30 protein-coding genes are annotated in these 26,629 nt (G+C 66.6%); 12 read left to right on the forward strand and 18 right to left on the reverse strand.

Translation table 11 applies throughout. The features are described from left to right. Positions 1 to 58: 58 nt before the first annotated feature. The 3 genes from ASF77_RS14745 to ASF77_RS14755 all read left to right on the forward strand — a co-directional run bounded on the left by ASF77_RS14745 (position 59) and on the right by ASF77_RS14755 (position 1,760). Positions 59 to 409, forward strand: coding sequence for a DUF6152 family protein (locus ASF77_RS14745; protein WP_056340821.1), 351 nt, complete (start codon positions 59 to 61; stop codon positions 407 to 409). After that, positions 409 to 897: a DUF6644 family protein gene (locus ASF77_RS14750; protein ID WP_056340823.1), complete on the forward strand. Its 489-nt coding sequence runs from the start codon at positions 409 to 411 to the stop codon at positions 895 to 897. Before ASF77_RS14745 ends, ASF77_RS14750 begins: the two co-directional genes overlap by 1 nt. A gap of 68 nt (positions 898 to 965) precedes the next feature. After that, positions 966 to 1,760: a glutaminyl-peptide cyclotransferase gene (locus ASF77_RS14755; protein WP_082493793.1), complete on the forward strand. Its 795-nt coding sequence runs from the start codon at positions 966 to 968 to the stop codon at positions 1,758 to 1,760. A gap of 128 nt (positions 1,761 to 1,888) precedes the next feature. On the opposite strand, the gene ASF77_RS14760 is transcribed toward ASF77_RS14755, so the two are convergent. The 3 genes from ASF77_RS14760 to ASF77_RS14770 all read right to left on the reverse strand — a co-directional run bounded on the left by ASF77_RS14760 (position 1,889) and on the right by ASF77_RS14770 (position 4,736). Beyond that, the gene (locus ASF77_RS14760; RefSeq protein ID WP_056341236.1) at positions 1,889 to 2,908 is read right to left on the reverse strand and encodes an NAD(P)-dependent alcohol dehydrogenase; all 1,020 of its coding nucleotides are present in this window, start codon (positions 2,906 to 2,908) and stop codon (positions 1,889 to 1,891) included. Between the two features lie 72 nt (positions 2,909 to 2,980). Continuing rightward, the gene (locus tag ASF77_RS14765; RefSeq protein ID WP_056340825.1) at positions 2,981 to 3,445 is read right to left on the reverse strand and encodes a DUF2269 domain-containing protein; all 465 of its coding nucleotides are present in this window, start codon (positions 3,443 to 3,445) and stop codon (positions 2,981 to 2,983) included. Between the two features lie 7 nt (positions 3,446 to 3,452). Continuing rightward, positions 3,453 to 4,736, reverse strand: coding sequence for an SDR family oxidoreductase (locus tag ASF77_RS14770; protein ID WP_056340827.1), 1,284 nt, complete (start codon positions 4,734 to 4,736; stop codon positions 3,453 to 3,455). Positions 4,737 to 4,792: 56 nt separating this feature from the next. Here ASF77_RS14770 and ASF77_RS14775 point away from each other — a divergent pair, with 56 nt between their 5' ends. Together ASF77_RS14775 and ASF77_RS14780 are read left to right on the forward strand one after the other, a co-directional pair. Beyond that, positions 4,793 to 5,239 carry a hypothetical protein gene (locus tag ASF77_RS14775; protein WP_229445451.1) on the forward strand — a complete coding sequence of 149 codons (447 nt, stop codon included), beginning with the start codon at positions 4,793 to 4,795 and terminating at the stop codon, positions 5,237 to 5,239. Positions 5,240 to 5,267: 28 nt separating this feature from the next. Continuing rightward, complete coding sequence (locus tag ASF77_RS14780) at positions 5,268 to 5,780, forward strand: hypothetical protein (protein WP_056340832.1); 513 nt, start codon at positions 5,268 to 5,270, stop codon at positions 5,778 to 5,780. A 49-nt stretch (positions 5,781 to 5,829) separates the two neighbouring features. On the opposite strand, the gene ASF77_RS14785 is transcribed toward ASF77_RS14780, so the two are convergent. Together ASF77_RS14785 and ASF77_RS14790 are read right to left on the reverse strand one after the other, a co-directional pair. Then, the gene (locus ASF77_RS14785) at positions 5,830 to 8,319 is read right to left on the reverse strand and encodes a TonB-dependent siderophore receptor (protein ID WP_056340836.1); all 2,490 of its coding nucleotides are present in this window, start codon (positions 8,317 to 8,319) and stop codon (positions 5,830 to 5,832) included. Between the two features lie 160 nt (positions 8,320 to 8,479). After that, positions 8,480 to 9,421, reverse strand: coding sequence for a DUF808 domain-containing protein (locus ASF77_RS14790; RefSeq protein WP_056340838.1), 942 nt, complete (start codon positions 9,419 to 9,421; stop codon positions 8,480 to 8,482). A 202-nt stretch (positions 9,422 to 9,623) separates the two neighbouring features. On the opposite strand from ASF77_RS14790, the gene ASF77_RS14795 reads away from it, so the two are divergent. From ASF77_RS14795 to lipA, 7 genes are all read left to right on the forward strand, one after another. After that, positions 9,624 to 9,854 (forward strand): BrnA antitoxin family protein, encoded by a 231-nt coding sequence (locus ASF77_RS14795; protein ID WP_056340841.1) that lies wholly within the window; start codon positions 9,624 to 9,626, stop codon positions 9,852 to 9,854. A gap of 124 nt (positions 9,855 to 9,978) precedes the next feature. Next, positions 9,979 to 10,263, forward strand: coding sequence for an HU family DNA-binding protein (locus ASF77_RS14800; protein ID WP_056340843.1), 285 nt, complete (start codon positions 9,979 to 9,981; stop codon positions 10,261 to 10,263). A gap of 103 nt (positions 10,264 to 10,366) precedes the next feature. Continuing rightward, on the forward strand, positions 10,367 to 11,005 hold the full coding sequence (locus tag ASF77_RS14805) for a LysE family transporter (RefSeq protein ID WP_056340845.1): 639 nt from the start codon (positions 10,367 to 10,369) through the stop codon (positions 11,003 to 11,005). 122 nt (positions 11,006 to 11,127) lie between these two features. Then, a complete protein-coding gene (locus tag ASF77_RS14810) occupies positions 11,128 to 12,996 on the forward strand; it encodes a FecR family protein (protein ID WP_056340847.1) in 1,869 nt (622 codons plus the stop codon). A 52-nt stretch (positions 12,997 to 13,048) separates the two neighbouring features. Beyond that, entirely contained in the window at positions 13,049 to 13,339 is a 291-nt protein-coding gene (locus ASF77_RS14815) for a DUF493 family protein (RefSeq protein ID WP_267875201.1), read from the forward strand. 78 nt (positions 13,340 to 13,417) lie between these two features. Continuing rightward, positions 13,418 to 14,113 (forward strand): lipoyl(octanoyl) transferase LipB, encoded by a 696-nt coding sequence (lipB, locus tag ASF77_RS14820; RefSeq protein ID WP_056340852.1) that lies wholly within the window; start codon positions 13,418 to 13,420, stop codon positions 14,111 to 14,113. A gap of 23 nt (positions 14,114 to 14,136) precedes the next feature. Then, positions 14,137 to 15,123 carry a lipoyl synthase gene (gene lipA / locus ASF77_RS14825; protein WP_056340854.1) on the forward strand — a complete coding sequence of 329 codons (987 nt, stop codon included), beginning with the start codon at positions 14,137 to 14,139 and terminating at the stop codon, positions 15,121 to 15,123. A gap of 66 nt (positions 15,124 to 15,189) precedes the next feature. Here the strand turns inward: lipA and ASF77_RS14830 are convergent, their stop codons facing one another. The 13 genes from ASF77_RS14830 to ASF77_RS14890 all read right to left on the reverse strand — a co-directional run bounded on the left by ASF77_RS14830 (position 15,190) and on the right by ASF77_RS14890 (position 26,620). Then, the gene (locus tag ASF77_RS14830; protein ID WP_056340857.1) at positions 15,190 to 16,536 is read right to left on the reverse strand and encodes a type II secretion system protein GspD; all 1,347 of its coding nucleotides are present in this window, start codon (positions 16,534 to 16,536) and stop codon (positions 15,190 to 15,192) included. After that, positions 16,533 to 16,856: a hypothetical protein gene (locus ASF77_RS14835; protein WP_056340859.1), complete on the reverse strand. Its 324-nt coding sequence runs from the start codon at positions 16,854 to 16,856 to the stop codon at positions 16,533 to 16,535. The genes ASF77_RS14830 and ASF77_RS14835 overlap by 4 nt, the downstream gene beginning before the upstream one ends. After that, on the reverse strand, positions 16,853 to 17,443 hold the full coding sequence (locus ASF77_RS14840) for a GspMb/PilO family protein (RefSeq protein ID WP_056340861.1): 591 nt from the start codon (positions 17,441 to 17,443) through the stop codon (positions 16,853 to 16,855). The genes ASF77_RS14835 and ASF77_RS14840 overlap by 4 nt, the downstream gene beginning before the upstream one ends. Then, a complete protein-coding gene (locus ASF77_RS14845; RefSeq protein ID WP_056340864.1) occupies positions 17,440 to 18,087 on the reverse strand; it encodes a PilN domain-containing protein in 648 nt (215 codons plus the stop codon). Before ASF77_RS14845 ends, ASF77_RS14840 begins: the two co-directional genes overlap by 4 nt. Next, on the reverse strand, positions 18,080 to 19,180 hold the full coding sequence (gene pilM / locus ASF77_RS14850) for a pilus assembly protein PilM (protein WP_056340865.1): 1,101 nt from the start codon (positions 19,178 to 19,180) through the stop codon (positions 18,080 to 18,082). The genes ASF77_RS14845 and pilM overlap by 8 nt, the downstream gene beginning before the upstream one ends. Further along, a complete protein-coding gene (locus ASF77_RS14855; protein WP_056340868.1) occupies positions 19,177 to 20,331 on the reverse strand; it encodes a GGDEF domain-containing protein in 1,155 nt (384 codons plus the stop codon). The genes pilM and ASF77_RS14855 overlap by 4 nt, the downstream gene beginning before the upstream one ends. Before the next feature lie 14 nt (positions 20,332 to 20,345). Then, positions 20,346 to 21,275 (reverse strand): DNRLRE domain-containing protein, encoded by a 930-nt coding sequence (locus ASF77_RS24550; RefSeq protein ID WP_056340870.1) that lies wholly within the window; start codon positions 21,273 to 21,275, stop codon positions 20,346 to 20,348. Beyond that, positions 21,272 to 21,733, reverse strand: a complete 462-nt coding sequence (locus ASF77_RS24555) for a PilW family protein (protein ID WP_056340872.1) — start codon at positions 21,731 to 21,733, stop codon at positions 21,272 to 21,274. The genes ASF77_RS24550 and ASF77_RS24555 overlap by 4 nt, the downstream gene beginning before the upstream one ends. Beyond that, positions 21,730 to 22,146, reverse strand: a complete 417-nt coding sequence (locus ASF77_RS14870) for a prepilin-type N-terminal cleavage/methylation domain-containing protein (protein WP_056340873.1) — start codon at positions 22,144 to 22,146, stop codon at positions 21,730 to 21,732. Before ASF77_RS14870 ends, ASF77_RS24555 begins: the two co-directional genes overlap by 4 nt. Continuing rightward, positions 22,143 to 22,718, reverse strand: a complete 576-nt coding sequence (locus tag ASF77_RS14875; RefSeq protein ID WP_267875202.1) for a GspH/FimT family pseudopilin — start codon at positions 22,716 to 22,718, stop codon at positions 22,143 to 22,145. The genes ASF77_RS14870 and ASF77_RS14875 overlap by 4 nt, the downstream gene beginning before the upstream one ends. 16 nt (positions 22,719 to 22,734) lie before the next feature. Further along, a complete protein-coding gene (locus tag ASF77_RS24685) occupies positions 22,735 to 23,298 on the reverse strand; it encodes a prepilin-type N-terminal cleavage/methylation domain-containing protein (RefSeq protein WP_200934184.1) in 564 nt (187 codons plus the stop codon). Between the two features lie 130 nt (positions 23,299 to 23,428). Next, positions 23,429 to 24,586, reverse strand: a complete 1,158-nt coding sequence (locus ASF77_RS14885) for a type II secretion system F family protein (protein ID WP_056340882.1) — start codon at positions 24,584 to 24,586, stop codon at positions 23,429 to 23,431. Between the two features lie 9 nt (positions 24,587 to 24,595). Further along, positions 24,596 to 26,620 carry an ATPase, T2SS/T4P/T4SS family gene (locus ASF77_RS14890; protein ID WP_229445452.1) on the reverse strand — a complete coding sequence of 675 codons (2,025 nt, stop codon included), beginning with the start codon at positions 26,618 to 26,620 and terminating at the stop codon, positions 24,596 to 24,598. Positions 26,621 to 26,629: the final 9 nt, after the last annotated feature.

Consider the following 26,629-nt stretch of genomic DNA (forward strand, 5'->3'; position numbering starts at 1 on the left):
ATCGGCAAGCCCGCCTGCTGGGCGGCACTCATCGTCGAACCATTCCAGGAGACACGTCATGAAACGCCTGATCCTGCTTGCCGCCGGACTATTGATCAGCACCGGCACCGCCCTCGCCCACCATGGCTGGAGCGAATACCAGTCCGACAAGCCGCTCGACCTGTCCGGCACCATCGAACAGGCCGGCTACGAACAGCCGCACGGCTTCGTGCGCCTGAAAACGGCGGACAACAAAACCTGGCTAGTGGTGCTGGCGCCGCCCTCGCGCATGGAAAGCCGCGGCCTGGCGCGCGAAAAACTGGTGCCGGGCCAGCGCGCTAGCGTGCACGGCTATCCGCACCGCAGCAAGGGCGACGAACTGCGCGCCGAAAACATCACGATCGAGGGAAATAAAACGGAGCTGCGCTGATGGCGGCTGCGGCCGGCGTCCTGCAGGCGCTGGCGGCGACGCCCCTGTCCAGTGCGATGCGCGAGGGCGCCTGGCTGTATCCGATCGTCGAGATCGTCCACATCGCCGGTTTTGCCGTGCTGGTCGGCAGCGTGGTGCTGTTCGACCTGCGCGTGCTCGGCTTCGCGCGCAATCTGCCGGTAGTCGCCCTCGGCAACCACTTATTGCGCTGGGCCCTGGCCAGCCTGCTGCTGGTGGTGCCGGCCGGGCTGCTGCTGTTCAGCGCGCATTCGGTCGAGCTGGCGAACAATCCGGCATTCATATTGAAACTCGTCCTGATCGTAATTGCCGGGCTGAACGCCCTCGCCTTTCACTTGCTGCCGTATCGGAGCGTGGCGAGCTGGGATCGCGACAGGCCGGCGCCGCCGCTGGCGCGCGCCGGCGCCGGCCTGTCGATCCTGCTGTGGCTGGGCGTGATCTCGTGTGGGCGCATGCTGGCCTACCTGTAGGGCGCTTCCCTGCGCTCGTGTTCGCCGCATGCTACAGTCAGCGTTCGATTAATTGCGCCCGTTCCAGCATGCTCAAACTTGCTACGACAGTCACCGCCACCGCCCTTTCTGCCCTCGTCCTGGCCGGCGCCTGTGGCGCCGCCAACGCCGCCATTCCCGTCTACGGCTTCGTCGTCAAAAACACTTATCCGCACGACACGGGCGCTTTCACCCAGGGGCTGTTCTTCCGCGACGGCCAGCTGTACGAAACGACCGGCCTGACCGGGCGCTCGACCCTGCGCCGCCTGGATCTGAAAACCGGCAAGGTGCTGCAAAAGGCGGATTTGCCGCCGAACGTCTTCGGCGAGGGTTCTACGGCGGTGGGCAACAACATCCTCGGCCTGACCTGGCAATCGAAGACCGGCTATGTCTTCGATGCGAAAACCTTCGCCATGAAAGGCAGTTTTCCGTATGAGGGCGAAGGCTGGGGCCTGGCCAGCGACGCGAAATACGTCTACATGAGCGACGGCAGCGCCAGCATCCGCGTGCTCGATCCGGCCAGCCTGAAAGAGCTCAAGCGGATCCAGGTGACGGCCGACGGCAAGCCGATCGATTCGCTGAACGAACTGGAAATCGTCGACGGCGAACTGTATGCGAATGTCTGGGGCACGGACGTGATCGCCCGGATCGACCCGGGTAGCGGCAAGGTGACGGGCTGGATCGACCTGAGCAACCTGCTGCCGCGCGATAAACGCGGCACCAGCTCGGCCGACGCCGTCTTGAACGGCATCGCCTGGGATGGCAAGCGTAAAAAACTGTATGTGACCGGCAAATTCTGGCCGAAGCTCTTCGAAATCGAACTGGTACGTTTCGAGGGACGTTGATGCGATCGATGACGTGCGCGGTAGGGCGCACGGATTCCCCGTCCACGCGGCATTGGTATGCAGCGCGATTATCCGCCACGTAAGCGGCATATCGACCCGTCAGCGCGTGGACGGCACAGCCGTCCACCCTACCCGGTCACCTTGATGACCACCTTGCCGAAGTGCGAGCCCGATTCCATGTAGCGGTAGGCTTGCTGGGCCTCGTTGAAGCCGAACACGCGGTCGACCACCGGCTTGATCTCGTTGAGCGCGGCGAAACGCATCACCTGTTCCAGCATCAGGCGGCTGCCGACAAAAATGCCGACCATGCGCTTGGCACTGGCTAATAGGGTCGCCGGATTGACTTCGCCGCCGAAACCACTGACGCCGCCGATGATGGCGACGCTGCCGCCCATCGCGCACGAGGCCACCGAGCGGTTGACGGTGCCCTGCCCGCCCACTTCCAGCACCACGTCGGCGCCGATGCCATGGGTAGCCCGCAATACTTCTTCCTGCCATTCAGGCGTGGTGCGGTAATTGATGGTGTGGTGGGCGCCCAGTGCGCGTGCCCGCTGCAGTTTTTCGTCCGAGGACGAAGTGATGATCGTGCGCAGCCCGGCCGCGCGCGCCAGCTGCAGGCCCAGCACCGAGACGCCGCCGGTACCCAGCAGCAGCACAGTGTCGCCCGGCTTGATGCCGTTGCTCGATTCGAAGATCGCGTTCCAGGCGGTGACGCCGGCGCAAGGCATGGTGGACGCCTCGACATAGCTCAGCTGCGGCGGGATTTTCACCAGCGCTTCCTCGTGCAGCACGACTTCCTCGGCCAGCATGCCGTCGATATCGCCGCCCAGCGCGTGCCGGATTTTACTGGGCGAGGTGCGCCCGTCCTGCCAGTGCGGGAAAAAGGAGCCGGCCACGCGGTCGCCCACCTGCAGCCGGGTCACGCCATGGCCGACGGCCAGCACCTCACCCGCGCCGTCCGAGCAGGGAATGATGGGGTCGTCCACGTTCACCAGATAATTGCCGCTGGCAACCATCAGGTCGCGGTAGTTCAGCGAAACCGCGTGCACGCGCACCCGCACTTCGCCCAGCGCCAGCTCGCGTTGGGGGAAATCCACGCAGCGTAAGCCGTCGATGTTGTCGCCCGGCAGAATCTGGTAAGCCCGCATCGTGTTCTCCATGGTTGGTGTAGAGCGGGCCATTCTACTGCGCCCGCGGCAGCGGCTTGTTCCGCTTGCGCCCTACATCGGCTTGGCCACCATCAGCCAGAAGATGACGACGAAGGCGATGAAGGCCGGCACCCCGAGCGCGACCCAGGTTTTGAAGAGGCGCCAGTATTGCGGCGGCAGCTCCGTATTGTTGCGTACGGCTTCGGCGGCCAGGTCGCGCAGGCGTATTTGAATCCAGACCACGGGCAGCCAGCAGGCGCCGGCCAGCACGTACAGGGCGATCGACCACATGATCCACTTGCTGTGCCAGGGATAGCCGGCCAGGTGGATCATGTAGAAGCCGGTTGCGGGCTGGATGATGGCGGTCGTGGCCGTGAATACCCAGTCCGCGATCACGACGTTGCGGCTGACGACGGCGATGGCGCGCACGTCGCGGCTGATGTTAGCGAACAGCATGTACCAGGCCGAGCCGATGCCGGTGCCGAACAGAAAGGTCGACGACAGGATGTGCAGCCATTTCACCACGACATATTCCATAGAAGTGCTACTCCTCCAGTTCGTACAGCAGCCAGATCGCCGCCAGCATCGGCAGGTTTTTTGTCAGCGGCCCGTACGGGTGCAATAAAAATTCAGGCAGCTTGAACGCTATCACGACCGTATAAAAGCCGATCAGGGCCAACTGTGCGCGCCACAGCGGGCGCCGCCGCGGCAGGAAGGCGATGCCGAGGCCGAGCAGCAGGTCGAAGCTGGCGGCGCCATACAGCATCAGCGGCTGCAGCGAGGGCGGGATACCGGTGCGTGCCAGTAAGTCGTAGCTCTGCTCGACCGGATACAGGCCGAAGGAGACAATCGCCGTGGCGATCCAGACCGCGACGATGCTCCAGCGCAGGGTCGGCAGCAGCCAGCCGAGTTTCGCCAGCGTGCGCTCCGCGCGCGGGTCGGTGATGAAGGCGGCAATCGGCGTCGGCGCCCGGCCCAATAAATGGGTGATGACGGCGGCGTCGCCCGTGTTGCCGCGGTCGAGCATGCGCAGCGCCTCGGGGTCGAGCAGGGCGCCGGGCAGCCAGCGTCCGGCTTGCGCCAGCAGCCGCGCCAGCCCGTCCGGCAGCGCCAGCAGCGGCTGGCGCGCCAGCCCCATGGCGGCGCGCAGGCGGCCGAGATAGGCGGTAAACGGCAGCGCTTCCGGGCCGACCAGGGGAACGCGCAGCGAGGTGGTGCCGGGCGGGAACGGCAGGCGCTGGCGCAGCAGGGCGAGGATGGCGGCCGTCACGTCGTCGATGTGCACCGGCTGCACCAGCTGCGGCGCCGTGCCGAAGCGTACCGAGAGCGGCATGCTGGCCAGGGTTTTAAAGATACGGGCGCTGGCGCCGTCGCTGCCGTACACCAGCGAGGGCTGGATGATGTAGGAGCGCAGCGGCAGCGCGGCCAGGTAATCATCCGCCGCCTTTTTCGACAAGTGATACGCACTGTCCGCTTCCGCATCCGCCCCCAGGGCCGAGAGCTGGATCACGGTGTGCACGTGCTCGGAGGCGGCGCAGGCGGCGAACAGCGCACGCGGGGCCAGCGTGTGCAGGCGCGCGAAGCTCTGGCGGCCGGATTCGCGGAAGATGCCGACCGTGTTGACGACGGCATCGACACCATTAAGGCGCGCCAGCCAAACGGATTGTTCGGTATCGTTGGCGAAGTCAGCATGCACGTGGCTCAGGCGCGGGTGGCTGCCGGCCGGCGGCCTGCGCCCGGCGCAGACGACGTGGTGGCCTTCGGCCAGCAGCGCCTGCAGGACATGCTGTCCGATGAAGCCGCTGGCGCCAGTGAGCAAGATTCGCATGCACTTCCTTTCACCGATTCGATGAGGGTAATCATATGTCAGATTGGACAACTTCCATGCAACGCGGCCTGGTCGGCGGCGCCGCGTCGAGCATCGTCTCCACCGCCGCCCTGGCCATGCTCGGTCGTACCGAAGCCGGCAGCGCCTATGCGCCGACGAACGCCGTCAGCCACTGGATCTGGGGCGACGAGGCGGCCGAGCACGACGGTTTCTCGCTGAAATACACGATCACCGGCTACGCCATCCACCACATCAGCGCCACCTTCTGGTCGGTGCTGTTCGAAAAGCTGGTCGGCGAAAAGCTCGACCGCAAGGATCTGCGCGTGACGCTGGCGGCGTCCGCCGCGACCTCGGCGATCGCCTGCTTCGCCGACTACAAACTGACCCCTGAACGCCTGAAGCCCGGCTACGAAAAACGCCTGTCGAAGAAGTCGCTGGCCGGCGTGTACGCCGCCTTCGCCGTCGGCCTGGCGCTGGGTGCGATCGTCTTGCGCCGCGACTAGTCCGCAATTCATCGCACGCGAGGAAGACATGCCGCCCTATGTCTATGTGCTCCTGCTGCATGGCGTGCTGGGCTTTCTCGACATCATCGTCAACCACGAGCTGCTGGCCAAGCTGCCGAAACGGAGCGACGCCGCGGGCGAGGAAGCCCTGCACGCGGCGCGCGAGACCATCTTCGCCTGCCTGTTCGCCTGCCTGGCCTGGTACGAGTGGCATGGGGCCTGGGCTTGGTGGATCGGTGCGCTGCTGCTGGCCGAGGTGATCGTCTCGACGCGCGACGTCATCCTCGAGGGAGACACGCGCATCCTGCCGGTGTCCGAGCGGGTGCTGCACCTGCTGCTGTTCATCAGCCTGGGCGTCTTGATCACCCTGGTCGGCCATGCCCTGCTCTGGTGGCATGGCGCGCCGACGGCGGCCGTGCGCGTCGATTACGGCTGGGCCAGCTGGGTGCTGACGGCGATGTCGGTGCTGTCGTTCATCTGGGCCATGCGCGACGGCGTGGCGGCCGGGCGGCGCCAGAAGATCACCGCGCCATCCAAATAAAAAAACGCGCCCGACATCGGGCGCGTCCTGTTTTTACCGCCGCTTCGACTTAAAACGCGTAGTTGGCGCGGGCGTAGACGAAGCGGCCGGAACGGCCGAACGGCGAATAGTTCGAGAACGGCGTGTTGCCGGTCGTGTTCAGCGCCGGCGGCAGGGTTTCCGGGTACTGGTCGAAGACGTTGTCGGCGCCGAGCGCCAGCGTCATCTTCGGGGTCAGCGCATAGCGCGCCTCGAGGTCGACGACGGTTTTCGCGCCCAGCGGGAAGTCCAGGGCCGCGCTCGTGCCCGGCGTCATCGTCTTGCCGTAGCGGGTGGCGCGCGCGGTGGCGCCCCACTGGCCCAGTTTCCAGTTCAGGTTGGCGCTGAACTTGTTCTTCGGCTGGCCCTCTTCGATGGCGATGATGTTGACCCGGTCGAACAGCACCGGCGCCGGGAACAGCGCCGCCAGTTGCGCCGTGGCCGGCGTCCTGGTGACTTCCGTGCTGTTGAAATTGGCCGCCAGCGTGGCGTCGAAGCGCCCTGCCGCGCCGGCATTGAGCGGCCAGTTCATGACGATGTCGACCCCGTCGGTGGTGGTGTCGACGCCGTTGATGAAGAAGCGTCCGCCGCCGACGCCGGTGAAACCCTGCGCGACGATGTAGTCGCGCACGTTTGTCTGCAGCAGGTTTTCCGACAGGATGATGCGGTCGCGGATCTTGATCCGGTAGGCGTCCACGGTCAGGCTGACGCGGTCGAAACGCAGCACCGCGCCGAGCGAGAGATTGACGGATTTCTCGGCGTCGAGCGGCTGTGCGCCGAGTGCCACGGCGACCGGGTCGGTAGGCCGGAAGGTCGTGATCTCGTAGGGGATGCCGTCGACGAAATTGGTCGAGGTGGAGGTGAAATACTGCTGCTGCGGCGAGGGCGCACGGAAGCCGTTCTGCACCGAGCCGCGCAGCGCGAAGCTTTTGGTGAAATCGTAGCGGCCGGCCAGCTTGCCGGCCAGGCTGTTGCCGTAGTCCGAGTAATGTTCGGCGCGCACGGCAACCGAGGCCAGCAGCTGCGGCGTGATGTTGGCCTCGACGTCGACAAAGGCGCCGGCCGCGGTGCGGTGGGTGTCGATTTCGTTGGCCGGGCGGAAGCCGGGGAACACCTGCGAACCCGCCGCCGACGGCAGGCCGTTGGGCAGCGTGACGCCGCCGTAGCGGTAGGAATCCGGTTCGCCCGCGAACAATTCATAGCCTTCGCGCCGCACTTCGGTGCCGACGGCGATATTCAGCGGCGAGGACAGGCCCGCCATGTCGACCTTGCGTACGCCCGTCAGGTTCAGTACCAGCTGGTCGTAGGCGAAGCCGCCGGCGTCGAAATCGGTCTTGCTGGCCGCGCCGAGCGAGCGGTTCAAGGTGTTCTCGATCTGGAACTGCATCTTGTTCCTGCCGTAGCCGAGCGAGCCGTCCAGATCCCAGTCGCCCAGCGTCCAGGTGAGGCCGCCGGTCAGGCTGAGATCCTGCACCTTCGGCGAGATCAGCGGCAGGAAGCCGTCCGGGTAGATCGCCGGCACGTTGCGCGCATCCTGGGGCGTGCGGAAATAGCCGCCCGAGCGGGCGTCGCGTTCCTGGACGCTGGCCCAGCCGTACACCTTGATCCCGTTGCCAAGGTCGTTGCCTGCATTGGCGAACACGGTCGTCTGCTGCATTTCCGGATCGCCGTACCAGGCATTGAAGCGGTTGATCGTGTTTTCGCGCGGATCGAAGGCGCCGTTCGTCAGGCGCGGGTATTGCGAACGCATGTCGTAGCCGGCGCGCTCGGTGCGCGACTGATCCTTGTACTCGGCAGCAATGGTCAAATGACCGGTCTCGCCCAGCGGCAAACCCTTCCAGACGCTGAGGGTGGCGCTCTGGCCGTCAGCACGCTCGCGCGAGGCGGGGCCCGACCAGGTACCGCCGGCGGGCACCGTCTCGTTGAACAGGTCGTATTCGGTAAAGCGCGCGCCATAGGTGACGCTCGCTTCACCGCCGTCGCGGTCGGTGCGCAGGCGCAGGTTGATGACGCCGGAAATCGCATCCGACCCGTACTGGGCGGCGGCGCCGTCGCGCAGCACCTCGATGTTTTTGACGATCGCGGTGGGGATCGTGTTCATGTCGACCGCCGCCGAGCCGCGCCCGACCGAGCCGTTCAGGTTGACGAGCGAAGAAGCGTGGCGGCGCTTGGAATTGACCAGCACCAGGGTCTGGTCGGGCGCCATGCCGCGCAGGGTGGCGGGGCGGATGGTGTCGGTGCCGTCGGTCAGGGAAGGCCGCGGGAAGTTCAGGGAAGGCAAGGCCACCGACAGCGCCTGGTTCATTTCGGTGGTGCCGGTATTTTTGAGGGTGTCGGCCGAAATGATGTCGACCGCGGCGGCGGTGTCGAGCGCGCTGCGGTTGGCCACGCGGGTACCGGTGACCACCACGGTGGCCGCCGTGCCTTCGGTAGCGGTGTCCTGGGTCTGGGCCTGGGCCGTGCCCGCGAACATGGCGGCGATCGAGAGCGCCAGCACCGTTTTCTTCGTCGTTCTTTGCATTGATCTTCCCTCTTTAGATTGGTCTGAACGGCTACTGCTCAGACCAGTCTGGAGGGCACACCCGAGCATGTCAATTTGCAAAGGGTGCGGATGTGCAAATGCAACAGTGTCAGTACGTCAGGATGCCGTAAGGTAAATCGGCATACGGCCGGGCTGCTGTTTAGTGGGCGGGAACCGCCTTTTTGCCGCGCAGCTTGTTGACCAGGGTGACCACCAGCAGCACGAGGATGCCGACCGCGATCCCGACCAGGGCGTCGAACAGCACCGGGCCGATGGCGTGCAGCAGGCCGCCGATGGCGGGGACGTCGCCCAGGGCGGTGGCCATGCCTTCGGAATAGTGGTGCAGCAATTCCCAGTTGTGGCTGATGATGCCGCCGCCGACCATGAACATGGCGGCGGTGCCGACGATCGACAGGAATTTCATCAGGCGCGGCGCCAGCGCCAGCAGCATGCGGCCCAGACCGCGCGCGAAGCCGCTCGTCTTCTGGCTCAGGTAGAGGCCGGCGTCGTCCATCTTGACGATGCCGGCCACCAGGCCGTAGACGCCGACCGTCATGATCAGGGCGATCAGCACCAGCACCGCCACCTGCTGCATGAAGGGCATCTGCGAGACCGTGCCCAGAGAGATGACGATGATTTCGGCCGAGAGAATGAAGTCGGTGCGGATCGCACCCTTGATCTTCTCTTTCTCGAGCGCGACCATGTCTTCCCTGGAGGCCACGGCCGCCGCCAGGCGCTCTTTATGGGCCGCGTCTTCCTCGGGGCTGTGCAGGAATTTATGGGCCAGCTTCTCGGCCCCTTCGAAGCAGAGGAAGGCGCCACCGATCATGAGCAGAGGAATGATCAGCCAGGGAGCGAAGGCAGAGATCAGCAGTGCCGCCGGCACCAGGATCGCCTTGTTCCATAGCGACCCCTTGGCGACCGCCCACACCACCGGCAGCTCGCGGGTGGAATCGACGCCCGTCACCTGCTGGGCATTGAGCGCTAGATCGTCGCCGAGCACGCCGGCGGTCTTCTTGGCCGCCACCTTGGTCATCACGGTGACGTCGTCGAGGACGGTGGCGATATCGTCGAGTAAAGCGAGCAAACTGCCTGCAGCCATGAAGTACTCCTGAGAATTAGCAATGTGGCAGCATCTTAACCGAGCGCAGGGGCCGCAGGCACACGGTTCAGCGCGATAAATTGCGTTTCAGGGCCAAAAATCTGCAGCTCGTCGCTTTCGCCGTGTGCCAGCCGCTGCGCATACGTATAGTCAGTATCGAAGGCTGCGGTACGCCAGCCTCGCCCCGCCGAAGGAGACCATGATGATGACCACGACCACGACCACGAACCACACCGCCACCCAGACCGCCGCGCCGCTGCGCCGTACCCGCCCGCCGAAACGCAAGACGCGCATCACGATCTACCTCGACGACGAGGTCTTGAACGAATTCCGCGACCTGTCCGAGCGTTGCGGCACCGGCTACCAGACCCTGATCAATGCCGCCCTGCGCACCCGCCTGACGGCGGCCGGCGCCGAACCGAGCCTGCTCTGACAGGCACGCTTCAAAACGCCCAGGAAGCGCCCCGTGGTCGTGCCGCTCTGTTGAAGGGCGCGAGAAAGTTACAAGTGGCAAACATTTGTGCTACTCTTTCCGCTCTTTCAACCCCGGAGGCACCATGAAAAAAGGCGAACTGATCGCGGAATTTGCCAAGCGTACCGAGATGTCGGGTACCGCGGCCAACAGCGCGGTCAACACGATCATCGAGATCATCACCGAGCGTCTGAAAAAAGGCGACACGGTCGGCATCACCGGCTTCGGCACGTTCTCGGTGACCAAGCGCGCGGCGCGCAAGGGCCGCAACCCGGCAACGGGCGAGGTCATCAAGATCGGCGCATCGAAGACCCCGCGTTTCTCGGCCGGCGCCACCCTGAAGGCCGCCGTCAACCCGCGCAAGAAGTAATCCGCCTGTCTGGCTCGGCAATGGCGCAGTGGCATGAAGCCGCGCGCCATCCGCCTCCTCCCGTCGTACCGCCTCCCCGTTTTTCCTCTTCCCGAGTTTCCCCATGTCTTTCGCTACCTGGATCGCCTTCGTCATTGCCGGCACCGTGATCGCCATTTCTCCCGGCTCCGGCGCGGTACTGTCGATGTCGCACGGCCTGGCCTATGGCGTCAAAAAGGCCAGCGCCACCGTGCTCGGCCTGCAGTTCGGCCTGATCCTGGTGCTCGCCATTGCCGGCGCCGGCGTCGGCTCCTTGCTGCTGGCCTCGCCCACCGCCTTCCTGGTCGTGAAAATCGTCGGCGCCCTGTACCTGATCTATCTCGGCATCTCGCAATGGCGCTCGAAGGAGCAGGCCGGCCCGACGGCCAGCAGCGCCGGCTTGGCTGCGCATCCGTCTTTCCGTAAGCGCGTGCTGACCGGCTTTCTGACGAATGCGACCAATCCGAAGGGCATCATTTTCATGGTCGCGGTGCTGCCCCAGTTCATTTCGAAAGACGCTTCCCTGCTGCCGCAGCTGCTGATCCTGGGTGTGACGATGGTCACCATCGACAGCATCGTGATGCATGGCTATGCGACGCTGGCCGCCTCGATGCAGAGATTGTTTCGCGATCCGCGCGCGATGCGCATCCAGAACCGTTTCTTTGGCGCCGTATTGGTCGTGGTTGGCTCCATGCTCTTTTTCGTCAAACGCAGCGGCGCTTGAGCGCCCTGTTCATGTGTCGGTTGTGCACGATGTGCAACCGTCTGTAACCCCGGTTGTCGCGGCCTGCGCGGGTGCGGTGTAATCAGGTCGACGCATTCCGTCCCCACCGCCAGGAGCCCTTGATGACCCTCCGCATTCTGAAAACCGCAACGCTGCTGGCGCTCGCGGTCTGTTCCACCCTGGCGCTGGCGGACGATCCGCCAGGCCGGGTCGGCCGCGTCGCCCTGACCCAAGGCCAAGTCAGCATCAGCAGCCCCGGCGAGACGGCGAATGCGGCACTGGTGAACTGGCCGGTCACCTCCAACCAGACGATTTCGACGGCGCCGGGCGCACGCACCGAGCTGCGCATCGGCTCGACCGCCATCCGCCTCGACGGCGATTCGGCGCTCGAAGTCGTCCAGCTCGACGATGAGCAGCTGCGCCTGCGCCTGCACTACGGCAGCGCCAGCATCCGCGTCGCCAGTGCCGAGGTGGCGGGCAGCTTCGAACTCACCACGCCGCAGGCGCGCGTGCTGCTGCAGCAGCCGGGACGCGTGCGCGTGGACGCCGAACGCCTGCGCGACACCAGCAGCATCCGCGTGTTCGAAGGCGTGGCCACCGTCGAAGGCGGCGGCGAGCGCCTGACGGTACGGGGCGGGCGCAGCGCCGAGATGCAGGGCAGCAATTTACGGATGACGCAAGCCGTGAACGATGCCTTCGACGACTGGGCGGCGCAGCGCGACCGCGAAAGCGCGGCGGTGCACGCCACCCGCTACGTGCCGGCCGAGATGACCGGCTACGAGGAACTCGACCGCTACGGCAGCTGGCGCGACGACAGCGAATTCGGCGCCCTGTGGACGCCCTCGGTAGCATCGACCTGGGTGCCCTACCGTGACGGCCGCTGGACCTGGGTCGCGCCCTGGGGTTGGACCTGGGTCGACAATGCGCCCTGGGGCTATGCGCCCTTTCACTACGGACGCTGGGTGCATGTCAACAACCGCTGGGCCTGGGCGCCGGGGCGCCTGGAGAGCCGTCCGGTGTGGGCGCCGGCCCTGGTGGGCTGGGTCGGCGGCGCCGGCTGGAGCATCCATGCCGATACCCGTCCTTCGCTGGCCCAGGGCTGGTATCCGCTGTCGCCCTACGACCGCTATGTGCCGGGCTACCGGCTCTCCGATCAACACCTGCGCCGGCTGAATCCGCGCGACGGGCGCCATGACGGCAAGCGCGACGGCCGCCACGATTATCGCCAGCGCGGTTTGACCGTGGTGCCGCAGGAGCGCTTCGGCGGGCGCGGCGAAGTCGTCGTCAACCACGATGCACGCGCCACCCCGCCACGCAACTGGCAGGCGACGCCGGGTGCGCAGCCGCCGGTGCCGCGCAGCTGGCGCGAGCGCAATGGCGACGACACGCGCCGGGCGGATAGTCGCGACGGCCGCTGGGAAGGACGCGACCGCGACGGCGATGGCCGGCGCGACGGCCGCGAAGGCTGGCGCCGTCCGGACGCCCAGCCGGGCCCCATCACCACGACGCCGCCGGCCGTGCCGGCGCCGTCTTCGGGCGTCGTCCAGCAGCCGGGCGTGATCACGACCGCGCCGCAGCCGACCCCGCAGCGCGACTGGCGCAACCGGGACGGACGCGATGGCCGCGATCCGCTCGAGGATGGCCCGCGCCAGCGCCGCTTCGGCCAGCGCGACGAGGCGGCGCCGCAGCCCTTTACCCCGCGCGGCGGCACCGGCGGCATGATGGAAGCGGCCGCGGCGCGGGCGCAAGCCCAGGCGCAGGCGCAGGCGCAAGCCCAGATGCAGATGCAGGCGCAACGGCAAGCCGCCGCCGCGGTGGCGCCGCCGCCGCGCGCAATGCCGAGCCCGCCGCCGCAGGCCGCGCCGCGCCAGGAAGCGCCAGCGCGCCAGGAAGCGCGGCAGGAAGCACCAGCGCGTCAGGAAGTACGCCAGGAAGCCCCGCGCCGCGCCGAACCGCGGCCGCGCGACAACATCCGCCAGATGGAGCGTTGACGCCCTCTCCTGCCGACCGGCAATTGCACGCGCCGGTCGCGCATTGGCTACAATGGCGTTTTGCACAGGAGCCATCATGGACCCGAAAGACTCTCTCATCGAATACCCGAGCGACTTCCCGATCAAGGTGATGGGCCCGACGCACGACGCTTTTGCCACCACGATCGTCGAAGTGGTCTGCGGCTACGACCCGACCTTCCACGACGGCCGCATGGAAGTGCGTCCTTCCGGCAAGGGCAATTACACGGGCCTGACCTGCACCGTGCGCGCCACCAGCCGCGCCCAGCTCGATGATTTATATCGCGCCCTGTCGGCGCATCCGATGGTCAAGATCGTCATGTAAGACCGGGGGCCGCTGCAGGCAAGGCGGCGGGCACTGGCATATAATGTCTGGGCTGTCCACCTTCCCCGACCGGATCCCATGCATGTACCCCGCCCCGCCGGCCCGCTGATTCGCGCGCTGGGCCGCGCCGACTACGAACCCGTGTTTGCCGCGATGCGCGCGTTCACCGATGCGCGCACGCCCGAGACGCCCGATGAACTCTGGATCGTCGAGCATCCGCCGGTGTTCACGCTGGGACTCGGCGCCGACCGCGGCCACCTGCTGGCCGGGCCCGGCGTGCCGGCGCACGACATTCCCGTGGTGCAGACCGACCGCGGCGGCGAAGTGACCTATCACGGGCCCGGCCAGGCCGTGGTCTACCTGCTGATGGATCTGCGCCGCAACAAGCCGGGCGGCAAGTTGTACGCCCGGCAATTTGTGGAAAAAATCGAACAGGCGGTCATCGACGTGCTGGCGGCGTATAATCTCGGCGGTGAACGCGTTGCCGGTGCGCCCGGCATTTATATTGCCGCCGGCCCGCGCCGCGGCGCCAAGATCGCCGCGCTGGGTCTCAAAGTGCGCGGCAACGGCTGCACTTACCACGGGGTCTCGCTGAACGTGGCGATGGATCTGGCCCCGTTCACATGGATTAACCCCTGCGGCTATTCCGGCCTCTCCACCGTCGACATGCGCACCATGGGCATCGAGGTGCCGCTGGCGGACGTGCAGAACGCATTGGCGCACGCCCTCGTGACCCAGCTGGCGCCGGGCGCCGAACCGAACAACTCCAACTGACAGCCCGCCTGGGCTCGAGCGATATGACTACCGACACCGATACCGGTCTGACTCCCGCCTACAACGCCCTCGAGAAACAGAAGGGTGCAAACAAAACCTCGCGCATCCCGATCAAGATCGTGCCGATCGCCGATGCCGAGCGCCTGAAAAAGCCGGACTGGATCCGGGTGAAGGCGGCGACCGCCTCCTCGCGCTTCTACGAGATCAAGGACATCCTGCGCGCCAACAACCTGGTCACCGTCTGCGAAGAAGCGAGCTGCCCGAACATCGGCGAATGCTTCGGCAAGGGCACCGCGACCTTCATGATCATGGGCGACAAGTGCACCCGCCGCTGCCCGTTCTGCGACGTCGGCCACGGCCGTCCGGATCCGCTCGACGTCAACGAGCCGGGCAACCTGGCGAAAACCATCGCCGACCTGCGCCTGTCGTATGTCGTGATCACCTCGGTCGACCGCGACGATTTACGGGACGGCGGCGCCGGCCATTTCGTCGAGTGCATCACCAAGACCCGCGCCCTGTCGCCTAACACCAAGATCGAAGTGCTGGTGCCCGACTTCCGCGGCCGCCTCGAAAAGGCGCTGAACATCTTCGCCGACGGCCTGCCCGACGTCATGAACCACAACCTGGAAACGGTGCCGCGCCTGTACAAGGAAGCCCGTCCGGGCGCCGACTACACGCACTCGCTGGTGCTGCTGCGCGACTTTAAAAAGATGTACCCGAACGCGGTGACCAAGTCGGGCATCATGGTCGGCCTCGGCGAAACCGACGAGGAAATCCTGCAGGTGATGCGCGACATGCGCGCACACGACATCGACATGCTGACCATCGGCCAGTACCTGGCGCCGTCGAACTCGCACCTGCCGGTGCGCCGCTACGTGCACCCGGATCAATTCAAAAAATTCGAGGAAGCCGCCTACGAGATGGGTTTTGTCCATGCCGCCGTCGGCGCCATGGTGCGCTCCTCGTACCACGCGGATCAGCAGGCGCACAACGCCGGCGTGGCCGCCTGAGCGCTTCGCTCGCCCAATGAAAACGGCCTCCGCGGAGGCCGTTTTTTCTATTGGCGCGCGATGCGCTTACTGCAGCGTCGCCGGCACCGCGAACTTGTTTTGCAATTCCCCTTCGACGCCTTCGACGCGCTCGATCACCTGCGCATCGGCGCCCGTCGTGCGGGTCGGGACGATGCGCGGCGTGATCAGGACGATCGTCTCGGTCGAGCTGCCGGTGGCCTCGTCGTTGGAAAACAGCTTGCCGATGCCCGGCACGTCGCCCAGCAGCGGCACGCCGCTGCGGCGCAGGCCGGAGCTGGCCTTGATCAGGCCGCCGATCAGGATCGCCTGCCCGTTCTCCGCCACCAGCTGGGTGTTCACTTCGGTCGTCTTCTTCGACGGGATCCCGCCCAGGAAGGAACCCGAGCTGATTTCCGGACGCACGCGCAGCGCGATGCGGCCATCAGTATCAACCGAGGGCGTCACGCGCAGGATCACGCCGGTCTCGAGGAACTGGATGGTTTCGGTGGTGACGTTGTTGATCGTCGTCGTCACCCGGTAGCCCAGCTTGTCGCCGATGTTGGTCGTCGCTTCCTGGTTCTCCAGCGTCAGCAGCTTCGGCGTGGCCAGCGTGCGCACCCGGCCCTTGTTGCTCAGGGCGTTCAGGTAGAGGTCGACGTTGTTGTTCACAAAATTGAAGACCAGGCCCGGCGTGGTGCGCGTGACCAGGCCGGTGGTGCCGATGCGGCTGATGTTGTCGCCGCTGCCGCTGAAGATCTTGTTCCACTCGATGCCGAAGTTCTGGTTGTCGTCGAGTGTGATCTCGAGGATCTTCGCTTCGATCATGATCTGCTGCGGCTGGGTGTCGATCTCGCGCAGCAGGGCGGCGATGCGCTTGATGCCGTCCGGCGTGTCCTCGACCACCACCATGCGCCGCGTCGGCAGCACGGTGACCTTGCCACCGCGGCCGACGTGTTTACCGAGGATGTCGGCTACCAGCTGCGGCTCCGAATACAGCACTTTTAAGGCCTTCACTTCCAATTGGCCCGAGGCCACCGGCGCCGGGGCGGCGCTGTCGGCGGGATTGACGATCATGTAGCCGTTGTCGCGGGGGACGACCTGGTAGCCGCCGGCTTCGGCGATTGCGTAGATCGCCTGGCGCGGCGTCATGTCGTACAGGCTGACGGCCACGTTGCCGGTCACGCCCTTGCCGAGCATGATGTTGACCCGCTCGTGGCGCGAGATCATCTCGAACAGCTCGGCGATCGGGGTGTCGCGAAACACGAAGGAGGTCGGCGCGCCGGCAGTCGGCGCGGTCGTCGACGAGACCGCGGTGGCCGGCTGCGCGGGCGCCGCCTGCGGCTTCGCGGCCGCATTCAGAGTGGCGGCCAGCAGCGCCGCCGTGACTGTCACATGGATGAGATTGTGCTTCATTTGCGGCTTGCCTCGTTCAGTACCAGGACGCTTTTCACACCACGCTTGTCGAGCGTGACGCCGCGTTCGTCCACCTTGATCAGTTGATAGTCGCCGAACCACTCGCCGACGGCGAGGATCTGGCCATTGATGTTCGCCAGCGCGCGTCCCGGCGCCACCATCACGGCGCGCAGCTGCGGCGCCGGCGGCGGCGCTTCGGCTTCGGCCTCAACGGCGCGTACTTGCGGGGCGGGACGCGCGAACGGGTCGCGCAGCGGCTGCGCCGTGGCCAACAGCGGCACGAGTGCCAGTGCCAGTGCGGCGGCCAGGATTTGCTTCATGGCTTGCTTTCCTGCGGCCGGAAGGCCGCGATACGAATCTTCATGCTCACCTGTCCGGGCGTGGCGGCCGGGTGCATCTCGAAGCTGGCGATCGACAGGTTCGGCTGCGCGCGCTCGATCGCGCCCATCCAGGCCAGCAGGGAGGCATACGGGCCGCTGACCTCGGCGTCGACGCCGCCCTGGGTAAAGGCGAGCAGGGCTTCCTCGGGCGCCGGGGTGACGCCGTCCAGGGTGACACCCTGCGCCTGCGCCAACGCGCCCAGTTCGGCCACCAGGCCGACCAGTGCTTGGGTTGATCCTTGCGCCGATCCCTGCGCCGGTGCTTGCGCGGGGGCGGCGCCGAGGCGTTTGGCCAGGGTCTCGGTTTCGGTTTCGAGCGCCGCCAGTTGCGTGGCCAGGGCGCGCGGGTCGGTGCCGGCCAGCGCCAGCTGCGCCGCTTCCGCGCGCACGGCGCGCAGCGAGGCCAGCGGCGCGCGCACGCCGTAAAACCAGAGCGCGGCGGCCAGGATCAGGAGCAGCCCCGCGCCCATCAGGTGCAGCTGGCGCGCCGGCAGCGCGGCCGCCTTGCGGATCAGGGTCGGGTTCATCGTGCGTCCTCGCGTTTGACCAGGGTGGCGCTGGCGTTGAAGCCGACGGTGCTGCCGTCCTCTTGCGCCGCCGTGCTGCTGTTCAGGAAGCGCACGTTGGCCAGATTCGGATCGGCGGCCAGCGCCCCGAGGAAGGCTGTCATCGCGCTGTTGTCCTGGGCTTGCGCGCCGATCTCGATTTGCGTGCCCAGGCGCCAGGCCTGCAGCGCGCCGTTCGGGGTCGGGGCCTGCACAGTGCCGGGCGGGAGTGGGGCGGGCGGCGCCGCCTGCAGCAATTCCTGGGTACGCGCAAAGCGCAGCCGCTCGAACCAGACCTTGTCGTTGAGCGCGCCCTGCAGGCTGGCGCCCAGCGCCGCGACTTCGCCCGTGCCGCGCAGGGCGGAGAGGGCGGCGACGTTGCCCGACAGGCCGTCCTTGCGTGCCTGCGCGGCAATCAGCCGGGTGCGCATCGTGTCGGCCTGGCCCGAGCTTGCGCGCTGCTGTTCCAGCAGCGGCGTTTCCACCGCCAGGCGCCAGCGCAGCAGCGCACTGGCGCCGCCGCCGACGAGCAGCAGCAGCGCCAGCACGCCGCCGTAGACGCTCAAGGTGCGCCGTACGCGCAGCCCCTCGCGGTAGCTGCGCGGGATCATGTCGATGTCAGCCATGGGCGCCTCCGCGCAATGCCAGGCCGGCTGCCAGGGCGATGCCGTGGGTGTCGCTGCCGACCGGCGCCGACAGCGGCGCGCCGCCGAAGGCTTTATAAGGATCCAGCAGCTCGACCGGCAGGCGCACCAGTTCCTCGACCCGTTCCTGGATATGGCGGTAGCGCGCCACGCTGCCGTTCAGGTAGACGCGGCTGATCGCACTGCCGCGCGTGCGCGAGGCAACATACACCTGCGTGCGCACCAGCTCCTCGGCCAGCGCCGCGAATTCCTGGTACAGGATCTCGCGCACGGTGCGGCCGATGTCGGGCGCGGCGCCGCCGCCATGCGGCGCGCCGGCCGGGGTGCCGATGCCGTGTTCGCGCAGCAGCGCCAGCGCCACCTCGCTGGAGAGCCCGAGCGCGCGCGACAGGCGGTCGACCAGCTGCATCTCGCCGAAATCGATCTCGCGGTCGAGCATCAGGCGCCGGCCCCAGATCACGGTCAGATAGCTTTTGCTGGCACCGAAATTGATCAGCAAGACCGACTGCTCGAAGTCTTCCTGCATCGCCGCCAGCAGGCGTGCGATCGCGGCCGGGCCGATGTCGAGCGCGACCGGCTCCAGCCCGGCGCTGCGCAGGGTTTCCAGGTAGGCCAGCACGCTGGCCGAGGCGGCCACCGCCGCCAGCACCTGTTTTTCGGGACCGGCCGCGTCGACACTGCGCACCTGGTAGTAGTCGACCACCGATTCGGTGGCCGCGCCGCCCAGCTGCTCGCGCACCGCCTTGGCCACGGCTTGCGGTTCGCTCTGGCCGCCCGGCACGTGCACCGTCAGCGGCAGGATGCGCACTTCGCTCGGCGCCAGCACCGACACCACGCGCCGCCCGGCGAAGGGGGCGGATGACAAGGCCTCGCGCACGAAGGTTTTTAAACGGCGCGGGTCGGCCAGCAACTGGGCGCGCTCGAGCGGATACGGCAGCGACAAGGCCGCGCGCACGACCGGGCCGGACGGCGAGGGCGCCGTTTGCAGCATATTTAGACGCTGGGCGGCGAAATCGAGGCCGATCGGCGCCGGCGCGGCGCCCTTGTTGACCAGTGCGGAGAGCCAGCTCTTCATGCCGCCGCCTGTGCCGGCGCGCCGGTGCGGATCGCATTCCCGCCCGCGTGCTTGGCCTCGTACAGCAGTTCGTCGGCCAGTTTATAGGCGCCGTCGAAGTGCAAGCCGCCCCCAAGCGGCAGCCGCACCAGACCCAGGCTGACCGTCGGCGTCACGCCGCAGGGCAGGGGAGACGCCATGTTCTGCGCGATCGATGCCAGCGCCGCTTCCACCCGCGCCGGCACGTCGGCACCGCACATCAGCAGCGCGAACTCGTCGCCGCCCAGGCGCGCCAGGTATTCGACGTCGCCCGCCAGGCCGCCGAACGCCGCCTGCACCGCGCGCAGCACGTCGTCGCCGCAGCCGTGGCCGAAGGTGTCGTTGATCGACTTAAAACGGTCGATGTCGAACAGGCCGAACCAGCAGGCGCGGCCTTGGTCATGGTGGTGCGCCACCACGCGGTCGAAGTCGCGCTCGATATGGCGCCGGTTCCAGCAGCCGGTCAGGTGGTCGCGGTTGACCAGTTCGGTCAGTTCGCGCTGCGCCTGTTCCAGGTGAAAGCGCATGGTCAGATCGTGCTTGCGCAGGCCGAGCGCGCGCGCGACCAGCGCCAGCGAAATCACGGCCGCCACCAGCATCAGGCATTGCAGCACCCACAGGTCGAGCGCGGCGAAGCGGAAGCGGCTCAGGTAAGTAGAGGCGGTGAACATCAGGTAGATGGCGCCGGTGGTCAGCGCCGCTTCACGCAGGCCCCAGGGCACGACCGGCACCAGCATGATCAACACGGCCACGGAGAGCAGCAGCATCGCGTGCAGGTGGCCCGAGCGCTGCGCCAGCAGCACCAGGGAGGAGCCGCACACCACCAGCAGCAACATCGCCAGCAGGTAGAGGGCGCGCAGTTGTTCCACTTTTGCGCTCGACAGGTAGATGTGCAGCGCCAGCAGGCACAACACGCCATACGTGTAGGTGTAAGAGGTGCCGAGGTCGAACACGGCCGACATGACGGCGGCCAGCGCCAGGAACAGCAGGGCGACCAGGCTCAATAGGGCGACGCCGCGCCGGGTTTCGCGCGTGATCACGGGGGCGGCGTAGTCGCGCAGCTCCGCTGCGCCGAAGTCGAGGCAGCACCAGACGCCGGACAGCGCGTTGAAAGGGGAGGCAGTGGTTTTCATGGCCTGTGATGTTGTTAAGTACAGCGCTTGAAGTAACGCACGATCAGTTCGGGCTTGTTGGCGCCGTTAAAACTGGTGAACAGCGCATTCACCAGCCGGGTGGGTTTGAGCAGCATGCCGTGGTTCGGAAAGGACGCGTCGGCCCAGCCCTGCACCAGCGGATCGACGCGCACGAAATACGCGCCGTTGTCGGCGCCCCTGCCGGGATCGATGGTCACGCTCGCCACCGCCGGCTCGGCGTAGTCGCCGCCGGGCGTCGTCCACGCTCCTTTCCCCGTGTTCGTCCAGGTCGCTTCCCTGCCTTCCCAGGCAGTGGTGACGCGGTGCACGCTGAGGGCCCGGCCCGGCTGGGTCGAATTGCCGGACTGCTTGGTGACCTTCAGGTCGGCCTGGACGATCAGCGACCTGTTCACATCGGGCGGGAGCCTGAAGGCAAGCAGCGGATGCGCGGCGCCGTCGGTCGCCTCCATGTAGGTGGCATCGACCATCCTGGTGCTGCCGATGCGTACGAGGGTGGTGTCGTCGTCGCCGGCGCCGATGATGGTCGCGTTCCTGGTGCTGAAGTCGTACAGCTGCATGCGGCGATCCTTCACCGTATGCTGCGTTCCGCCCTGGCGCCCATCCTCTGCCTTCAGGCTGACGCTGAGGACGCCGCCCGACAGGCTGGCATTGGTGACGGTGACGCTGCCGCCGGGCACCGCGAGCGTGCCGAACTTCGCTGCGTTGACATTGCAGGCGCCCATGGCCGCGCGCCACTTGGCGACCTGCACACCGCTGGCCGCGGCATAGCGCGCCACCTCGATCCGGTACTGGGTGTCGACGGCCGCGGCATTCATGGCGCCGTCGCGGGTCATGGCAAAGGCGAGGGTGCCGACCAGGGCCAGCGTCAGCGCCACCGGCACCAGCAGCATGCCGCGTTGATCGTGTCCATGGAAGCCTGTCATTGCTCGGTTCCCATGCGCACGGTGGTGACGGCCGTGGTGCTGGCATCGTCCTGCGCCAGGCTCAGGCTGACCGTGATCAGCGGCTGCTCGGCGTCGACGTTCGACGCGCGCATCTCGAAGGCGCTGACCGATTCGGCCAGCACGTGGCTGTCCTTGCCTTCGCGCTCGAACAGGGTGCCGTTGCTGGCGTTGTAGACGACGGGCTTGAGCCACTCGTCGCTGGGCCTGTCCTTGATGGCGGCCGTCGGCTTGGTGGCGCGGATGCGCGCCGCGATCCGCTCCAATGCGAAATCGGCCTCCCGTTCGAGTGCGTTGCGGCCACCGGCGACACGCGCGCTGGCGGCGGCCGTTTGCAGCATCGGCACCAGCGGCGCCATGACGAGCGCGGTGATGGCCAGGCCCAGCATCAGCTCGACCAGGCTGATGCCCGCTTCCCGCAGCGCTGTGCGGATCTTCATCGCGCCACCATCGTGGTGAAGATGTAGCCCTGGCTGGAGGTCGCCGTGATGTGCAGCAGGGCCGATTCGCGCTTGTCGCTGGCTGGCGCCTTGGGCTGCGATCCGCTGAATTCCTGCAGCGTGATGGACAAGCTGCGCCCGATACCGGCGCAGGATGCGTCGTCGAGCAGCGCGTAGCTGGCGCCGTTGTCCTTGACGGCCGCATCCCACAAGGTCTGGTAGGGGGCCGCCAGCACGGTTTCCATCGTACTTTTCATGCAGCGCAATTCGCGCGCCTTGTCCGCCCCGACCGTCGACGCCATCAAGCCGTTGCGGATGGCCTCGGCCATCGGCAGGGCGCAGACGGCCAGCACGACGACGGCGACCATGACTTCCATCAGCGAGAAGCCATGCTGGCGGGCGGCAGCCTTCAAAACGTCACCCGGCCGGTAACGGGCGCCACGCGCACCACGCGTTCCACATTCCCGTAGCGGATCGTGATCTTGCCGTCTTCCTTCAGCGGATCGGTGTCCACCGTGTTCACCAACCAGCTCCAGAACTGGCTGATCTTGCTCGAGTCGATATACGAGGGCAGGCCGTCCGGATCGAAGGACGCATAGTTGGTGGTGGGGCCGCCGTCGTACTTGAAGACGGCGCTGACGATCGTTGCGCGCGGCATGGCGTTTCCGGCAAAGCTGATTTCGTAAGGGCGTTTGTCGACCGGATGCGTGGCGGTGGTGCCGTTCGACGCATTCGGCTGGTAGACCCGCAGCACCTGGGTGGCGGGATCCACGCTGACCTGCTGGTAGGTGCCGGTGCGCACCGCTTCGCGCTGGGCGAAGCGCAGGGCGCGCGCGACTTCCGCCGCCGCGGCCTCGGCGGCAACGGACGGCAGGGGGGAAGCAGGGGGGATGGCGATGGCCGCCGCGATGCCGACGACGGCAATGACGACCAGCATTTCCGCCAACGTGACACCCGCATGCCGAACGGCAGGACGACGCAGCACGATGGCGAATACCGCTTTATTTGGTCGACATGGCGGTCACGCCGTCACGCGCCAGGCGGGTGGTATTGATCTGCAGCGCGCCGGTCGTGTTCAGGAAACGCCAGCCGGTCGTCGCCGCGCCTGGTGCGTTGTCGCCGGTGGCGGTGACGACGGTGACGGTGGCCACGTTGGTGATCGGTTCCACCGGAATCGCGCGCAGGTAGGGGCCGTAGATATAGCCAGTCGCGTTCACACTGCAGGTGCGGCCTGCTGCATCCGAGAACATGGTCAGCTGCTCGGTGAAGGCGGCGGCGGTATTGACCGCACCGGTGCCGGCGGTGCCGCCGGTGCAAGCCGGTGCGGCAGGGGCGCCGGCGACGAAGGTCGACGGGTAGGTATTGTTGTGCTGCACGCGGTACAGTTCGATGGCCGAACGCATGGTCGCCAGGTTGGCGATAGACGCCGATTCCTGGGCGTCGCCCGAGGAGTTCGAGAACTGTGGAATCGCGATCGCGGCCAGGATCGCGATGATGATCACGACGATCAGCAGTTCGATCAGCGTGAAGCCTTTGGCGGCGGTGCGGCGGAGAGTAGAGGTCATCATCATTTTGTGAGGTTGGCTAAGGAAAATTTGCCGATCGGCAAATTCTTAACAGGTAGCAACGAAGAGTAACATGAACAACCGCCCTATTTGTTGCCGAGGCGCATTAACTTTTGGCGATTGTGGTTTTTTAATGCACAGCTCGTGACATTTTGAAAATAGGCAGAATGATCGAGGTGACGATCGTCCCGACCAGGATGCCCATCACCAGCAACATCACCGGTTCGGCCATCTTCGCCAGGCTGTTCAACTGGCGCGTCAGGTCGCGCTCGTAAAAATCGGCGACGCGGCCCATGACGCGGCCCAGGGTGCCGGTCTGTTCGCCGGTGTCGATCATCTGCTTGACGCTGACCGGGATCAGGTCGCTGTCTCTAAAGCCGGCGGCGATCCCGCGCCCTTCCGTCACCTGCGCTTCCAGTTCGCCGATAAAGCGCTGGAACTCGGCGTTCGGAATCACGTTGCGGCAGGCGCCGAGCGTGGCCAGGATGGTCACGCCGCGCTCGAGCGAGATGCCCATCACCCGCATCAGGCGCACCAGATAGATCTTGATGAAGATGTCCTTCACCAGCGGCAGGCGCAGCTTCATGCGGTCGACCCGGGCGCGCACGTCGGGGCGGCGCGCGCCCAGCAAGACGCCCGCCGCCAGTGCCAGCGTGCCGACGCCGAAGAGCATGCCGTTCTTGGTCAGTACCTCGCTGGCGAAGATGAACACCTTGGTCGTGACCGGCAGCTCGTCGTAGATCGACATGAACATGGTCGAGAATTTCGGGAACACGGCCACCAGGATGAACACCACCACCAGGATCGAGAACACGATCAGGAAGCCGGGATAGGACAACGAGGAGACGATCGTGCTGCGCAGCCGCTCCTGTTTTTCGTCCATCTCGACCAGCTGTTCCAGCACCTCGGGCAGGAAGCCGCCTTCCTCGCTGGCGCCGATCAGGTTGATGTAGGTCGGCGGGAACAGCTCCGGGTGCTTGTGCAGCGCTTCGGAAAAACGCTGGCCGCCGACGATGGCGTCCGCGACCTCGCCGACGATGGCTTTCAGGCGCGGCTTGCCGGCCTGCTCGTGCAGGGCGCGCAGGGCGTCGTGCAAGGGCACACCCGTTTCCAGCAGCAGGGTCAGGCGTTCGGTGAAGAGCATGCGGTCGGCCGGGCCGATGCCCGCGTCGCGCGTCAGGCGCCATACCGGCTTGCGCGCGGCCGCGGCGTTCGCTGCCGGCGCGGCTGCTGCAGCCGCTGCGCTGGCCTTGGCCGTTTCCGGCAGGTCGTCCCATTCGAGTGCCATCTTCGATCCTTACAGCGAATGCACGACGCGCGCGATTTCCTCGGGCGTGGTGTCGCCGCCGAAAGCGCGCTCCATGCCGTCGGCGTACAGGTCGCGGTGGCCGCTGGCGGCGACGTGCTGGGCCATCGCATCCTTGCTGGCGTTGGCGACGATCATGCGCTGCAGCTCCGGGCCCACTTCCAGCAGCTCGTAGATGCCGAGCCGGCCCTTGTAGCCGGAGTCGTAGCAGGACGGGCAGCCGCGCCCTTTCAGGAGTTTCAAATTGCCGTCGCCCTTGTAGCCATACGCGCTGGCCGCGCTTGGCGGCACCAGGTAGCTGGTCTTGCAGCCGGGGCAGATGCGGCGCACCAGGCGCTGCGCCATCACGCCGATCAGGGCCGAGGACAGCAAATACGGCTCGACCCCCATCTCGACCAGGCGCGCGACCGCGCCCAGGGTGTCGTTGGTGTGCAGGGTCGTCAACACCAGGTGCCCGGTCAGCGCCGCCTGCACCGCGATTTCCGCCGTCTGGCGGTCGCGCACCTCGCCGACCATGATGATGTCCGGATCCTGGCGCAGCACGTGTTTCAGGATCTTCGGGAAGGTCAGCCCGATCGCATCGTTTACCTGGTTCTGGTTGATGATGTCGAGCTGGTATTCGACCGGATCCTCGATCGTGACGATGTTCTTCTCGATGCTTTTGAGGTAGTTGATCGCCGCGTACAGGCTGGTGGTCTTGCCGCTCCCGGTGGGGCCGGTCACCAGGATCAGCCCATGGCTGCGCCCGAGCAGCCGTTTGAACGTGTCGACCGCGCCGCCGTTCATGCCGAGTTTATCGACGTCGAGGATCGACTGGTTTTTGTCGAGCACGCGCAGCACGACCTTTTCGCCGTAGATGCCGGGCAGCGAAGAAAAACGCAGGTCGACCGTGCGGCCCTGGGTCATCACCTGGATGCGGCCGTCCTGCGGCAGTCTCCGTTCGGCGATGTCCAGGTGCGCCATCACCTTCAGACGCGAGACGATCGCCGGATGCAGTTCCACGCGCGGCGACATCACCTCGTACAGGATGCCGTCGATGCGCAGGCGAATGCGCGATTTATTGCGCGAGATTTCGATGTGGATGTCGCTGGCGTTGTCGTGGATCGCGCGCTGGATCACGGCATTGACCATGTTGATCACCGGGCTGGCGCCGGCCATCTGGTCGATCTGCGTGTAGTCGTCGGGGATCTGGTTCTCCACCAGCTCCAGGTCGTCGGTCTCGCTGTGGATAAAATCCGGCATCGTGCCGCCGTAGGCGTCGTCGCGCACGCGGTTGATATCAAGCGGCGGCGCCATCGTCACGCGGATGCGGCAGCCGGTGCGGGCGCGGATCTCGTCGATGCTGTGCACGGCCTGCGGTTCACCGGTGGCGATCGTCAGCGTGTTCTCGACCACGAACAGCGGGATCACGTTCAGGCGTTTCGCCACATCGCGTTCCAGCAGCGACACCGCCACCGGATCGTACAGTCCGGCGCGCAGGCTGACGAACGGCAGGTCGAGCTGCTCGGCCAGCGCCTGGAACAGGGCCGCCTCCGAAAGCCACTTCTTCTCGACCATGATGAAACCCATGCGCTTGCCGGTCTGCTCCTGCAGGCGCGCCGCTTCCGCCACCTGGGCTGCGGTGACGATGCCGCGTTCGACCAGGATGTCGCCCAGTTTCAGCTGGCCGCCGGCGCGTGCCGGCTTGGCTTGCGCGGCCGGTGCGTCGTACAGCGCCACCTGGTCGGCCACGCCCGTCACGCGCAGGATGTCGAGCAGCAGCGGACTCGGATAGGCCAGCTTCAGCCAGCCGCCCAGCGCCCCCAGGCGGCTGGCGGCGCGCGTCATCAGTTCCAGCGCGCGCCCGGACAGCAGCGGCACCTTGCCCAGGTCGAGCACGATGCTGACCTGGTGCTGGGTGATGCATTCGGCGATCGCGTTTTCCACCGCATCGATGGCGTCGCTCGCCACCAGCGCCATCGACGGCGCCAGATAGGTCATCGAGCCGATGCGGCTGCGGGTGACTGCGTCGCTCACGGTATTGCT

It is taken from the genome of Massilia sp. Leaf139, assembly GCF_001424165.1.
In the GTDB taxonomy this organism is placed as follows: Bacteria; Pseudomonadota; Gammaproteobacteria; order Burkholderiales; family Burkholderiaceae_D; genus Telluria.